The sequence below is a fragment of the Paraglaciecola sp. MB-3u-78 genome, from assembly GCF_002835935.1.
Classification (GTDB): Bacteria; Pseudomonadota; Gammaproteobacteria; order Enterobacterales; family Alteromonadaceae; genus Paraglaciecola.
In genome coordinates, this window is the sequence record NZ_PJCF01000001.1 from 330,076 (window position 1) to 343,480 (window position 13,405).

Genomic DNA, 13,405 nt, shown 5'->3' on the forward strand with positions numbered 1-13,405 from the left:
GGATTATTTGATGAATGTAGAAATATTTAACCCCGAAAATCGCCAAGGCGATGCCGTCACTCTGACAAAAGCTGCGATAAAGTATTTCGAAGGCAAGTTGGCAGAGCACCCCGGCCACCTATTGCGCCTGTCCAGCAAAGTCAGCGGCTGCACCGGTTACTCCTATGTGCTGGACGTTGCCAAGCAACCAGAAGACGGGGATACGCGTATCGAGGCGAGTGATAAGCTCACCCTGACCATCGCCGCCAAAACTATGGATTTAGTCAGAAACACTGAAATTGACTATGTGAAAGAAGGCGTCAACGGCGTAGTCAGGTTTAATAACCCCAATGCCGTCAATGAATGTGGTTGTGGTGAAAGCTTTAATGTCAGCTAGATGTCATAAACCTGTGCTTTGTCATCAACCTGTGCTTTGTCATAAAGAGGTACAATAAATGCGACAAAAAATCGTGGTTACTGAGCGCGAATGTAAGGCAAGGGGTGTGCCTAATGGCGATTTACAAGTGATCCCACAAGGTGAATTTGTCAATATCACCCAAGATCTTGGCGGCAACTTCACGGTCACTTGGCGCGGCAATATGTTACGTATTGATGGCACTGATGCCGATGCCATAGGCCGCAAGCCGCAAAAACTGGATTTCCCTATCCTCAAAGATGGTCTTATTCATAAGGATCAGGTTTTACAAGCCCTGGCAACTGTCTATGATCCTGAAATTCCCATTGACCTGTTATCTCTGGGGCTGATCTACAAAGTGTTCGTCAATCAGGACACACAAACCGTGCATATCGATATGACCCTGACGGCCCCCGCCTGTGGTATGGGACCGGTGCTGGTAGGCGATGTAGAATATCGAGTGAGCATGGTACCCAATGTTAAACAGGTTGCAGTAGAGCTGATATTTGATCCCCCTTGGTCCCGTGAGATGATGAGCGAAGAAGCTCAGCTCGAAGCCGGTATTTTTTTCTAGCTAGATAACCTGAGAGTCCATGATGAACCTACCAAGCAGCAAAGAAATTGTTGAGGATATGGCCTTTTTTGATGACTGGGAGCAGCGCTATCAGTACATCATCGATTTGGGCAAAAGTATTCCACCTATTGATGAAAGTCTGAAAACTGACAAGAATCGGGTCAGAGGTTGCCAAAGCAGTGTGTGGCTAGTGAGCACTGAGCGGGACGGTAAATTACAGTTTCAGGCAGACAGTGACGCGGTGATTGTTAATGGTCTACTGGCCTTAGTAATGGCCGTTTTTAATGACAAAACCAAGGATCATATCCTCGATTTTGACATCAATGGCTATTTCAAAGAACTGGACCTTGAGCGCCATATCACCCCCACCCGTGGTAACGGCCTGCATGCTATCGTCGCCAAAATTCAGACCCTTGCTAAAACGAAAACGTGAACAGATAGGACTGAGCAGTATTTGCAAGCCTCCTTGGTTCAAACCCTATTCAGGAATGAATATTAACATCATATATTTACGGATAGCTTTTTCCACCCGAGTTTACAAGAGTAATAAATGAGAAATACCATCACAGAAACAGTCACGAATGTTCATCACTGGAATGATTCGCTGTTTAGCTTTAAAACCACTCGTCTGCCCACATTCACCTTTGAAAACGGCCAGTTCGTGATGATAGGCCTTGAGGTCGATGGAAAACCGCTACTGCGTGCTTACAGTATTGCCAGTGCAAATTATGAAGATGAACTTGAGTTTTTTAGTATAAAAGTCCCCGATGGTGCACTCACATCTCGTTTGCAGCACATTCAGGTTGGTGAGCCACTTACTTTATCGACACGCCCTGCTGGGACCCTGGTAGCTGGTCACCTTAAACCGGGCAAGCATCTGTACTTGCTGGCGACCGGAACTGGTTTAGCACCCTTTATGAGTATTATTAAAGATCCACACCTGTACGAACAGTATGAAAAAATTATAGTGGTTCATGGTGTGCGTTATATGTCTGAGCTCGCTTATCAACACACCATCTGTGAAGCACTACCGAACAATGAATTTTTTGGTGATTTGGTACAGAAAAAACTTATCTATTACCCCACAGTGACACGAGAGTCGTTTCGTTCTCAAGCTCATCAACAAAGAATTACGCACTTGCTAGCGAATAATACGTTAACACAAGAAATTGGCTTGCCAGATCTTGATCCGAGTACGGATAGATTCATGCTTTGTGGTAATCAAGCCATGCTTAATGACACGATGGCAATATTAAAAAAACAAGGCTTTAAAAAGGCCACATCAAGAGAACAAGGCGATTATGTCATCGAACAAGCCTTCCTCGAAAAGTAGTCACAGACAAATGATTCACACGCTTAATACACCAGATGTTAAGCACATTAAAGGTTTTAAAACGAATGAATAAACCGCTCAAAATGGAGCCAGGTGTAAAACTTCGCGACGCTGAAAAAATGGCGTTTATCCCTATTAAAGTGTTGCCAACAGAAAAAACAGAAATGTTGAGTAAACCTGAGTGGCTAAAAATCCGCTTGCCAAAATCAACTGAACGTATTGATGCCATCAAACAAGCGATGCGAAAGCATGGTTTGCACTCAGTGTGTGAAGAGGCATCGTGCCCTAACCTTTCAGAGTGTTTTAACAACGGTACAGCTACATTTATGATTCTAGGGGCAATTTGCACTCGTCGGTGCCCGTTTTGTGATGTTGGCCATGGCCGTCCTTTAAAGCCTGATGCTGGTGAACCTGAAAAACTCGCCATTACTATTAAAGACATGAAATTAAACTATGTGGTTATCACATCAGTAGACCGTGATGACTTACGGGATGGTGGTGCACAACATTTTGCCGATTGTATTCGCGAAATTCGTAAGCATAACCCCGATATCACTATTGAGGCTTTGGTGCCTGATTTTCGTGGCCGCATGGACCGCGCGCTTGAGATACTCATTGCAACACCCCCCGATGTTTTCAATCATAATCTTGAAACAGCACCTCGCCTATATAAACTAGCGCGCCCAGGTGCCAATTATCAATGGTCATTAGACTTACTGCGTCGCTTTAAAGAAGCACACCCTGAAGTGAAAACAAAATCAGGCTTAATGCTTGGTCTAGGCGAAGAAATAAGTGAAATAGAAGAAGTGCTGCGGGATCTGCGCGAACATAATGTTGATATGCTAACAGTGGGTCAATACCTGCAACCCTCTAAACACCATTTACCCGTTAAACGTTATGTACCCCCAATAGAATTTGACCAGTTAAAAGCCTATGCAGATAAAATTGGTTTTGCCTATACCGCATCGGGTCCTTTGGTTCGTTCAAGCTATCATGCTGATCGGCAAGCAGCAGGTAAAGAAGTAAAATAAACTTGTATTGTCCGTAAACCTCGCTGCGGTTCATGTTTAATTGAAGATTTATGTGAATTAAAAGATAAGACTGAAGACTAGGAAATAACAATGGAAGGCACAAAACGAGCAAACATTAAGATAGGTTCGCAAGTTTCTATCGTACTAAAACAAGATCAAAGAACGGGTAACTTAACCGAAGGGGTGGTCGAAAAAATTCTCACCAACTCGCCTAATCACCCTCATGGAATTAAAGTCCGATTAGACAGTGGTGAAGTGGGCAGAGTGAAACAAATTCATCAGTAAAATCATACCCAAACCTCCTCAAAATGCACGTTTCAGAACGACGGGGTATGTATACATCCTAACAACTCCAACAATATTCAGTTGTGCTGTAAGTGCCATTATTGTTGGCATCCCATGCCCGCCGTCCATCGCTGTAAAATGCAACATTTCCGTCTCCTGCTTGGGGAGTGCCGGTTACTGGCTTAGCTTCAATTAAATAAGCACTGCCACTGGCCGAACTGATATACAAATCATATTTGCGATTATCATAGAGCTCAGCAGACGGCGAATGCTGATGGAAAATAGCGGGTTTCCCCGTATCTGCAGCAGACACTGCGGCAGCCTTGTAACTAAAACTAGCGGCTTTGTGTCGCTCCATCGCAGCCGCTAAGCTCATTAAATCAGCTTGGGCCGCACCTCTATTAGTGCTAACAACAAACCCTTGGTAACTAGGGTATGCAATACTGGCAATAATGCCAATAATAGCCACTACTATCATCAATTCAATTAATGTAAACCCTTTTTGATGTTTACTCAGTGTATTTATAACTACTTTCATGGTCTCTCTGTCTCTGTTTTCCAACTACTTTTTTGTACTCGCTCAAAATAGCTGTGAATATTTTCGGCTAGACACTCAAAGTCTGAACCACAGGCAACTTTATTACCATCTTCATCGACCTCGATGACAGTCGACGCACATTCAGTTCCCAAACAAATAATAGGCTTAATAATATCTTCAATCAATATTTTGGTATCTGGGGCGATACCTGTTTGTTTCAATTGTGCGTAACGGTCTTCATGTAACTGTGTGCCATCATTGTTAAGGTCAGTCACCGAGTTGCCATTGATCAATTCAACCAGATACGCACGGCTGTTTCCGGTTGGTGGCGCGCATTCGCTCTCACTAGCCGTTGCGGGCAAGTAGGTGGTAAATATCACTTGGTAGTCCAAAATGAGTGGCGAGGCAAGTACCTTTTCCCCACCAATTTTAAGACGAATATACCAACCCTGAGACTCTGAAAATTGTTCAAATGCCAATTCTTTGGCTGCGGAATCTGAAGATGTCAGTAAATGTTCGGTAGCATCATATAAATCACTTAAACCTAAAGGTATAGAAGGAAAACCAAAGTTACCATCAGTATCAAGGGAAAAGACACCTTCGTCTTTGATCATATAAAAATGGTCATTAATAGCTGTATTTAATGGATGTGCACGGAAACCAGAACCCAGTACAACAGCATAGTAGTGCTCGGTGCCCAAGCTTATTTCAGAAATATCGGGACCGTAATAAAAACGTCTATTATCTTGTTCGATATCGCCACCAAAATTAGCAAGTAGACCACCGGTGACTAAGTCTGCGACTGACTCTTCATTATGAATATCCAGTCTAAATAATTGCCCTCCCATATCTGCAACATACATATGATCGGCAAACCCATCATTATCGCGATCAATCACAGAAATTCTGGCGGGAATACTGTATCCCATTTCTGGCAGAATTAAGTCTGCATCAGCATCACTTGCAGACCAGATAAGTTCGCCGCTATCAGCATCAACAATAAACACTGAGTTGCCAACAGAATCAGTACTTCTGAGCAATTTACTGTCTTGATCTTCGTCATAACCACCGCCAAAGATTAAAACATTTCTAATGGTCGCTCCCACTTTAATTTTTGTCACGGTAGGCTTTGACCACGTTTGTCCCAAGTTTGCAAAATCCCCAGTACCGCCTTCAATTTTAAACATCAATTTAGGGTTAGTTTTACTAGTAATATCAAAAGCATAATAATTATTACCACCACGGCGCATACCTACGTAAAGATAGATATTACTGCCCATAGTTCTGAGCACCATATCGCCATCTAGACCGTAAATGTGTGAAAATGTCGAAGAATCGAGATATAAATCATACAAATTGTCCATTAAGTCTTTTGGCATAATCGCAAAATTTTCTTCACCTGTAGCGGGGTCGAAGGAGTGCAAGAAACCATGATTGGTTGCCACAAACACGGCACTGTCTGTAAGGGAATAATTAACGATGACTGGTTGAGAATGAATGGGGTCGCCCATTGCTTGTCTTGCATCAGTTGAACTGCCATCGGCATCGTCATCTTTCACATCGACTCCACGGGCCCATTTTAATACAGTTTCGCGAGCGGCTGCTGGATCCGCTAAGGCACCAACCGCTAAATCTGTAATCGTTAAACTGGCGTTATCTTCATGCAGCAAATTGTCGGTTTTGATTATTGCACCCACGCCATCAAAAGCATATACCTCACGAGGTAACCCCATTTGCCCAGCAGTTCCACCTTCTCGCACGTCATTTCCATCAGCCAATAACGACCAATAGCTGTGAGCACTCTCATTAAAAAAGCCAGTGACACTATCCACAGCATTTAAGCCATTTTTATCCAGAATATCCGAACCATCTAACCTATACCTCTTGACATTTCCAGGCCATATAGTGCCTTCGGCAGGCTTAAATAAAGCAAAATACAACTCGTCGTTATGGGTTAATCGATTAAGTTGGTTGACAGCCACACCCGGTGAGACAAAAGTAGCATTAACATCTTTTACCGTTTTCAATATGGATTGGAAAACACCCACTAATTCATCAGTATCATCTGCAGTATAGAAATCACCGTTGCCGTTAATCGCTAAGTCGTTTAGAAAGGCGTTTGCAGTTGAACCCGCTGCGAAGCCAATTGTGTGTGTGAAAACTCGTGTATCAATCTTAGAGTCATCACCATCACCTATGTTTTTGGTTAAATCTACTCCACATTTTTCGCCACCAGAACCGGTACAGGACTTGCCAAGCAATGTTTCAATTTCAGTCACACTGTGATTATTATTGGCCACACCATCAGATAACAGCACTATGTGGTTATTGGTCTGACAGACTTTATCCGTCACTGGGCTGATGTAAGTGGCACCATTTGGGATATACTCATTCATACAGTCGTAGCTACTTAAGTTATCTACTGTGCAACCCGAAGGTAAAACGGAATCCGCTCCAACGTATGACAACCTATGGCTCACTCTGGTGTTACGTCGTACCGTACTTGAAACAGATGATTGGCCACGGGTTTTCCCATAAGCAACGGGGAGACCACCATAATAGCTAGCAGCCTCGTATAACGTATCAACTATTGGCGTCATTCCACTTGCACTCAATGAATCAACTTGACTGACCAGAAGCTCACGCACAGTTGAGGTACTGCCAGGTGTTGCATTTCCTTGATACTCAACGACTAAACTTACTGTCCCTGAAGGTTTTCCGTTATAGGTGTATGCGCCACGAATACCCACAAAATCTGAAAATACAAACATCATATCGTTGCCAGACGACCAACCTGCCCGTCCAACAATTTGTTCTACGATGCTTGTCACTGGTGGACTTTGATAAGTATAATTTTTATACCACTGAGGAATGCCAGACCAAGCCACAGCTGTCGTTTTTGGCTTATCTCTCAATAGATATCTCGTGTAGCGTCTAAAATTTCTGGGATCATCTTGGTCGACTCCTGCAATATTAAAACTAGCGGATGAGCTGCTACTACTTTGGTAAGCGGTAAATTCCAAATAGGCACTTAAAATACTCGCGCCTTGGGGTAAGCCTATTTTTCTAAACCTGACACCAATATACTTGTTAGAGCTGTCCCTAAACGTGAGTTCGGTTCCTGTTGATTCATATCCGTCGCTGCGCTCTTCAGCATTATTGTTTTGTGAGCTAACCTGATAACTTAACTTACCTTTCACACACCCCGTTGAAGTAGTGTCGTCATAAACCACAACTAATTGAGGACCTAATCCTTGACCATCCTCAAATGCAGGTGATACACGTTCACTGCTGGTGCTAATACCTTGACCATCAACAATAATGTTTAAAGAATTGCCTCCACACCAGTCAGATTGATCGACAATTTCTTGTATAATGCTACTTAGATCAGGAGACACTGTCGTTTCATTCGACACTGGCCAGTCATTATCTGTATCCCAAAGTACGGAATTAGATGTTTTAGTCCGAGCAGATATATTATTACTGGTTTCACTGAATGTTATTGAGTTGCCAATGAGCTCACCACTAAAGGTTAAGTTTGTTGCGCCACTATTAAACCCACTTGAACTGAAGCGAATATAGGCATTAGTAATCACTGCACCACGAGGGATATTAAGGTCTTGGTAACGAAGTCCTAGGGTGACTAAATTGGTACTTTGGGATAATTTCAATATGGTATTGGAACTGTTTACAGATGATGCAATTTCATAGGCATCATCTGTTGCCTGTGAAATAGAAGTGATAATTTCAGGGGAAACGGAATCATCAATCGGCCTAACAGGGTATAAGACTGGTCCACCAAAATCTGAGAATCGCATTAAACCTACGTTGATATTGGTGACAGAATTAAGGGTTTCTTTTAACGCATTTTGTACCCGTAACATGCGTGATTCAGTACCACCATCCTTAGAGCCCATACTGCCCGATGTATCCATAATGAAGATGACATTCGGGTTATAAGTCACCTCGCTGCCTGCTGTTCCTAGATATATTTCCAAGTCATCTGCATTAATCACACTGCTGAAAAGCGTCAAACTAGTCACCAACCATATTGCTGTAAATTTATTGATATATTTCATAAAAAACACCACTTATTGGGTTGCAGGTGCAAAAACTGAAGCATTAACAGAATTGGCAACAGCGTAATTACTGCCATCTAATTGACCACAACCTCTTACAATAAAGATGTGACAACTAATATTACTTCCACCGATAACATTACTTGAGCCAACACAAGGTTGCTCACGTACAAATGCCGCACGAGACCAACTTTTCACCACGGGTTTGTCGGTATAATTACCCGCGCTAACATGTTGAGTTCCCGCGCTTAAGCCAGCATTGGTAAGCACTCTATTGGTCCATGTAACATCTTCAAAACAACTCATCGTTTGAACAGTTAAATCTAAAAAGTTACCCCCCCTAGCAGCGGACAATGGATCATCTAATGCTACGTTACTCAGTAATTCTTCGTCCTCGGATTCAAACATCACGGCTGCGATTGCAGATTCAGCCGCGTCAAATGAAAGAGACCGTTTTTCCATGGATATGGCCATTTTGCTTTGCATTAAACTACTAGATACTGATGACACACCTAGAATGGTTAGGCTCATGAGTATTAACAAAGCAAACACCAAGACCATGCCAGAATTCTTTTGTTTTGATAGATTATTCATATATTTCTACTTCGTGCGAAATTTTTGCTATTACGCAAAGTGATTGTGGTTTCAAATTGTTTATACAGCCTCTCTTCAGAGGGCTGAACCGGATCTTCATTAAGCAGTTTAAACTTAGGGACGGGGCTGATTAATACGTCAGAATCAGCTTTTAGTAATAATGCAATTCGAATAGCTACAACAAGTGATCCGGCCGCTTTTTCTGCGCCTAACAAATCAGCCTCTATAAATTTCACTGGTCTTGCCGAATTGTCTTGTGAGGCAAGATTATCTGTGACGCCGTATTGAACTTGAAAACTCACAACGTCATCCAACAAAGTGTAAGCGCTATCGTCATCCACCGCTATCTTAAGCCCTCGTAATACTCGGCCATCGAACCCTCGACATTTAAGCGATGTACCCTCTAAAAAGTATTCATTGACCACCATAAACTCTTCATCAACATAGCCATGAGTGGCACCTCTGCAGTCTTGAGGTGCTTGTAGCGCTACCATCAAAGTATCACTCGCAGTACCCGCCCCCTCAAGAACACCTTTGGTTAAGCCATTACTAAAATCACCCACCACAGGAATAGGGTTATTATGAACAAAAGCCCCTTCAACAACGATGTCAACATCTTTATTGAGTTCTGGTCGTAACATGTCATAGCGCCCAGTCATGACTATATCGTTGCGAAGTCGGGCAATAATAAAACGGCCATTTTCTTGTGCAGATGCAATCGATCTGTTTAGTCGTTCGGTAGAGTTGTTGCTAATCATCACCTGCACGACTGCTGCAGATAAAATGAGCCCTAGCGTCAGGGATATCATCAACTCAATTAAGCTAAAGCCCCCTTGTTTACGGTGAGCATTCATAATGTTACGTCCACTGACACACAGTCATGAGGTAGCGTTTCACCCACATTGCAATCAGCGTTTAAAGTTCGCTCAATATTTTGCCAGTTTTCCACGGGCCAACTTAAGATGACAATATGCTTCGAACCAACACTGCAAGCGTCTGTATCAGCAGCGTTATTATCCAATTCACAGCTTAAACTGATTTCTATTTCTGGATTCGCTGCCACCGCTGAACATGACACCTCATAGGCATCAAAAGCGGCTAATTGAGCTGCAGTGCAGACGTTGTCATTGCAGTTAGGGACTGTGACTGGGCGCTCCAAACAATAACAGGCATGAGGTAGACCAGAGGCACATGTCATGCCGGAAAAGTTGTATAAGTCTTCGTCAAAATAATCATTATGCACCACCAAACCTTTACCAAGTGGCGAAAAAACTGCGCTGGCTCTCAAACGTTCAGTCAATTGCTGGGCGACCAACACTGATTGAGAACGACTTAACGCCTCAGAATTTGTAAATGAACCAACAAATTGTAAATATGCCACACCAAGCAAGCCCACAGATAAAATGAACAAAGTGACTAACACTTCAATCATGCCAACACCTTGTTGGTTATTTGCATACTGTTTTTCGGGTTTACTATTCACGCTCTTTTCTCACTCTGGTGGCAATACATAGATATTTGACTAGTTTGACTAAGTGTCTAGATAACTCTATTACTAACATATTAGCTAAAAATACACAGTATTAGGTTATTAGTAAGGGGGTAAAGGTATATATTTTGACTTAATGAAGATGAAATATTGCAATGATGATTTTAATAACAGTGGACTGTAACTTGATTTTGTTGTCTAGAGCAGAGTAAATGTGTAATAAATGATGTTCTGCCCTAAGGCACTGCTAGTGTACTTGATGAGCGATATTTAGCTTGGAAGCTTTGGCTTTGTAAAATAGGAGCAATGCTTCCAAACATCTCTATTTGTTTACTATCCCCACTAATATCAAGCCAGGTCACCACAACATGAACATTTTTAAGATCCGCATTTCGAGGTAAATCAACGGGGTAAAAAGGGTCACCGTGTTTCACCCAACTATCAGCAATACCATTAAAGGTGGTATCCACATAATACAAGTTTGCAACTTGCCATTGGGTATCATATGTATGTAGATTCAACTCTGAAGACAATATCACCTCCCGCTCCCCTGCTGCAATACTACCTCCCAAGTTAGTGCCTATATTCTGGTAGGATGCGGTCCCCTCTATATGACTTAGTTGCTGAAAATAACTTAAATCGTTTAATTTTTCTTGAGCAATGTGCAGCGCCAAACTCCGCAAATTAATTTTTGCATCTGCGACTACATATTCACTTTGTAAGGTTACATAACCAGTGACCCCCAACATGATGAGTAGTGAAGCTATAGACACTTCAATTAGGGAAAATCCATTGTCTTTATGCATGTCTGTATCCTGAGCTAAAAATCATGCCAACTGCCGGGCACTCGAGCCACTCGTTGCAATCTCTTACTGTCTTGTAATTTTTGCAAAACATCAGCCTGAAACACCACACGTGTTAAAACATTGTTTGTGCCCAACTGATAATTGGCGACGACTGCACCAAACACTGCACTATCGGTTTGCATATTTATATCCAGCACTTTGATTGAACCTGCAGGCCTAAATGAAAAAAGAAGGCCATACAAAGCCACATCGTTTTGAAACACCACGTTTCCATCAAAAATAATTAATATTACCGGCTCTGAGTGAGTGCCAATTTGTGTGCTGGCACTCACATCACAATCACCATCCACCCAAATCACTCCCCAACTGTTGATATCTAAGGTGTCACAATCTGCTAATACAACGTCAGATTGTTGCTGTAATTGAATCCACTCAGCAGCAGGGATATTAAACAGATAACTAACTAAATCTGCGGGAAATGAAGCAGAGCCGTCGACTATGTCAGACTGCTTTATGCTGTGATCAGAATAGATATTAGTACTACAATTCCCGTCATTAAACTCACTTAAAACACAGCTATGATGACGAGTACCAGATAAAGTGACAATAGCATCTGACCATAATGATAATGGTGCTGCAACGCCTAGTCCGTCTGGATTAGAAGCCACTTCAAATTCACCGGCACTACTAAAGCCATGCTTAACCATTAACGGGGCTGGCGGTTGATTGAGCAGTATTGGATAAACCAGTGATTGTTCGGTAACGGTGGCCTTAGCTAAACCATCAGCAGACTTGCCACTTGCTTTAATAGTGACAAGTTTTCGACTACCGGCTAAATCGTCACTGGTGGCAGATATAATAAAAGTGCTGTTGTCCTCTAAATTTCCTGATATCTCAACATCCGGCAAAAATTTATTCACGTTAAGCATCCCAAAACCTTGATTCAATCCTGCCTTTGCTGATAACTGCGCCCATTTTTGATTTTGTGAGTTAACCAAAATTTGATGTTCAAATGATTGAATTTTACCAGTATACAGAGTGACTAATGTCACCATAATTAATAACAAAACCACAGTGAGCAATATTGCTGCGCCCTTCTGACTTAAAGCTCGTGAGGCATCCATGGTCAAAAGCTTATTCATAGTTTTCAATCAATACGTTAGTGTTGATACTACGTAAAATTTCAGGATGTTTTTTTAGACGGGCTTGCAACTCAATAGTGACTCGAGTTTGGATAACATTCTGAACAGAACTTTGTTCGAGCATGAATTTAAGAGCCGTTACCTGAACAACTTTTGGATCAGTTAAATCATGCCATCCAGATTCGTCGCAAGCAGCCCCATTTAAACGAATTTCAACTGCATGATCTCTTAAGCGAAAGCCATACATTTCGTTATTAGGAGAAGTATCCAACAAACCATTTTTATTGCGGTCATAAGCAAAATTAATACAACTATTAATGGGTTCAGCCGTATATGCCGCTACACTCAAACTGCCATCAAAAGGGTTTGAAGAATGTGTTGGATTTTCCACCATCTCATTGGTAAGGGCATAATATCCTGCACGTTTGAGATCATGGCTGACAACAGCCACGACGGCATTCATTTCTTCATCTAATCTAGACTTTGCAAGTAAGCTAGAGTTTAGCGCGATACCATGCCCCACCAAAGAGGCCATTGCCGTTATAGATGCGAGTCCTAACGTCATAGAGATCATCAGCTCGACCAAACTATTACCATATTGTTTTACCGGTGCAGCTAACATGCGTCGTATCCCCCAAGACTACTACCCACGGCGCAAATTCTTACCCGCCCCATGTTACTCAAAATTAATTTAAGTTGCTTATCACCGTCTGTGAAAACAACGGTGCCCGCATGACCTATCGCCAACCCTCTGTTTGCATCAAACACGGCAACGTGGTCTTCACCGAATGTCACATTGGCGATACTGACAAAACGATAGTCACTAAAATCAACCTTATATTCGACCCCGTCCAAGGAGCACTCATTTGGAGTGCTACAATCACAAACGCCCTTATCACTCAAGGCTGCACACCAGCTCTTACCTGGGCGGATGGCAACGGTGACATCAATACTTTTGGTTATCGCTGCTGCTCGAGCTTGCTGAAAGGCAAAATAGCTACTTTGCGCAGCCGCTTTTAATTGCATGTTTTTTTGTATTGAAGTGATAGCAGGTGAGCCAAGCGACACAACAAGCACAATAATTGAGATTGTAATGAGTAACTCTAGAAGTGTTAAACCAGAAAAAAGGTGGCGCATATT

15 protein-coding genes and 1 pseudogene are annotated in these 13,405 nt (G+C 42.3%); 7 read left to right on the forward strand and 9 right to left on the reverse strand.

Going from position 1 to position 13,405, the window contains the following annotated elements:
* Positions 1-10 precede the first annotated feature (10 nt).
* The 7 genes and pseudogenes from CXF95_RS01510 (at position 11) to CXF95_RS01540 (ending at position 3,617) form a co-directional block, all read left to right on the forward strand.
* Entirely contained in the window at positions 11-376 is a 366-nt protein-coding gene (locus CXF95_RS01510) for an iron-sulfur cluster assembly accessory protein (protein WP_101197052.1), read from the forward strand.
* A 58-nt stretch (positions 377-434) separates the two neighbouring features.
* Positions 435-968, forward strand: a complete 534-nt coding sequence (gene sufT, locus CXF95_RS01515; protein ID WP_101197053.1) for a putative Fe-S cluster assembly protein SufT — start codon at positions 435-437, stop codon at positions 966-968.
* A gap of 22 nt (positions 969-990) precedes the next feature.
* On the forward strand, positions 991-1,401 hold the full coding sequence (locus tag CXF95_RS01520; protein ID WP_101197054.1) for a SufE family protein: 411 nt from the start codon (positions 991-993) through the stop codon (positions 1,399-1,401).
* Between the two features lie 117 nt (positions 1,402-1,518).
* Entirely contained in the window at positions 1,519-2,301 is a 783-nt protein-coding gene (locus CXF95_RS01525; RefSeq protein ID WP_101197055.1) for a ferredoxin--NADP reductase, read from the forward strand.
* 65 nt (positions 2,302-2,366) lie between these two features.
* On the forward strand, positions 2,367-3,332 hold the full coding sequence (gene lipA / locus CXF95_RS01530) for a lipoyl synthase (RefSeq protein WP_101197056.1): 966 nt from the start codon (positions 2,367-2,369) through the stop codon (positions 3,330-3,332).
* A pseudogene (locus tag CXF95_RS01535) lies at positions 3,333-3,413 on the forward strand (endonuclease III); the annotation flags it as partial.
* 9 nt (positions 3,414-3,422) lie between these two features.
* Positions 3,423-3,617 (forward strand): YwbE family protein, encoded by a 195-nt coding sequence (locus CXF95_RS01540; RefSeq protein WP_101197057.1) that lies wholly within the window; start codon positions 3,423-3,425, stop codon positions 3,615-3,617.
* Positions 3,618-3,675: 58 nt separating this feature from the next.
* On the opposite strand, the gene CXF95_RS01545 is transcribed toward CXF95_RS01540, so the two are convergent.
* From CXF95_RS01545 to CXF95_RS01585, 9 genes are all read right to left on the reverse strand, one after another.
* Positions 3,676-4,155 carry a type IV pilin protein gene (locus CXF95_RS01545; RefSeq protein ID WP_101197058.1) on the reverse strand — a complete coding sequence of 160 codons (480 nt, stop codon included), beginning with the start codon at positions 4,153-4,155 and terminating at the stop codon, positions 3,676-3,678.
* Positions 4,152-8,234 carry a PilC/PilY family type IV pilus protein gene (locus CXF95_RS01550; protein ID WP_101197059.1) on the reverse strand — a complete coding sequence of 1,361 codons (4,083 nt, stop codon included), beginning with the start codon at positions 8,232-8,234 and terminating at the stop codon, positions 4,152-4,154. The genes CXF95_RS01545 and CXF95_RS01550 overlap by 4 nt, the downstream gene beginning before the upstream one ends.
* 12 nt (positions 8,235-8,246) lie before the next feature.
* Entirely contained in the window at positions 8,247-8,828 is a 582-nt protein-coding gene (locus CXF95_RS01555) for a PilX N-terminal domain-containing pilus assembly protein (RefSeq protein WP_101197060.1), read from the reverse strand.
* Positions 8,825-9,682, reverse strand: a complete 858-nt coding sequence (locus tag CXF95_RS01560; RefSeq protein ID WP_101197061.1) for a PilW family protein — start codon at positions 9,680-9,682, stop codon at positions 8,825-8,827. Before CXF95_RS01560 ends, CXF95_RS01555 begins: the two co-directional genes overlap by 4 nt.
* Positions 9,679-10,311 (reverse strand): prepilin-type N-terminal cleavage/methylation domain-containing protein, encoded by a 633-nt coding sequence (locus CXF95_RS01565; protein ID WP_101197062.1) that lies wholly within the window; start codon positions 10,309-10,311, stop codon positions 9,679-9,681. The genes CXF95_RS01560 and CXF95_RS01565 overlap by 4 nt, the downstream gene beginning before the upstream one ends.
* 242 nt (positions 10,312-10,553) lie before the next feature.
* The gene (locus CXF95_RS01570) at positions 10,554-11,123 is read right to left on the reverse strand and encodes a hypothetical protein (protein ID WP_101197063.1); all 570 of its coding nucleotides are present in this window, start codon (positions 11,121-11,123) and stop codon (positions 10,554-10,556) included.
* Positions 11,124-11,137: 14 nt separating this feature from the next.
* Positions 11,138-12,265 carry a hypothetical protein gene (locus tag CXF95_RS01575; RefSeq protein WP_232787571.1) on the reverse strand — a complete coding sequence of 376 codons (1,128 nt, stop codon included), beginning with the start codon at positions 12,263-12,265 and terminating at the stop codon, positions 11,138-11,140.
* Entirely contained in the window at positions 12,258-12,887 is a 630-nt protein-coding gene (locus tag CXF95_RS01580) for a prepilin peptidase dependent protein B (protein WP_101197064.1), read from the reverse strand. The genes CXF95_RS01575 and CXF95_RS01580 overlap by 8 nt, the downstream gene beginning before the upstream one ends.
* A complete protein-coding gene (locus CXF95_RS01585) occupies positions 12,881-13,402 on the reverse strand; it encodes a GspH/FimT family pseudopilin (RefSeq protein WP_101197065.1) in 522 nt (173 codons plus the stop codon). The genes CXF95_RS01580 and CXF95_RS01585 overlap by 7 nt, the downstream gene beginning before the upstream one ends.
* Positions 13,403-13,405: the final 3 nt, after the last annotated feature.